Annotated in this window: 1 protein-coding gene; it reads right to left on the bottom strand. The window is 51.1% G+C overall.

Features of this window, described 5'->3' with window-relative positions:
- Positions 1-200, bottom strand: a 200-nt coding sequence (locus QP381_RS09075) for an aminotransferase class III-fold pyridoxal phosphate-dependent enzyme (RefSeq protein ID WP_285068688.1), incomplete at its 3' end; no start/stop codon positions are given.
- Positions 201-266 lie beyond the last annotated feature (66 nt).

Raw genomic sequence — 266 nt, 5'->3', positions numbered from 1 at the left:
CCAATATCGTCCCAAGCCACCCCGATCGATACCATTACCGCGTCATGATGACCATGGTATGAGCCGAATATTTTCATTATCGTGTCTCGGCCGGTATAAGCCCTGGCAATCCGAATTGCATCCATGGTTGCCTCGGATCCCGAGTTAGTAAAACGCCATTTCTCGAGCCCAAAACGTTCGGCCAGAATATTAGAGACCACGATGTCGTCTTCCGTAGCTGCACCAAAGTGAGAGCCTTTTGGCCACCGTTCAGCTAGTGCCTTTCC

This window comes from Pauljensenia sp. UMB6358 (assembly GCF_030216865.1).
GTDB lineage: Bacteria > Actinomycetota > Actinomycetes > Actinomycetales > Actinomycetaceae > Pauljensenia > Pauljensenia turicensis_A.
The sequence above is the reverse complement of the archived record's forward strand: the minus strand, read 5'-3'. Positions and strand labels throughout refer to the sequence as shown.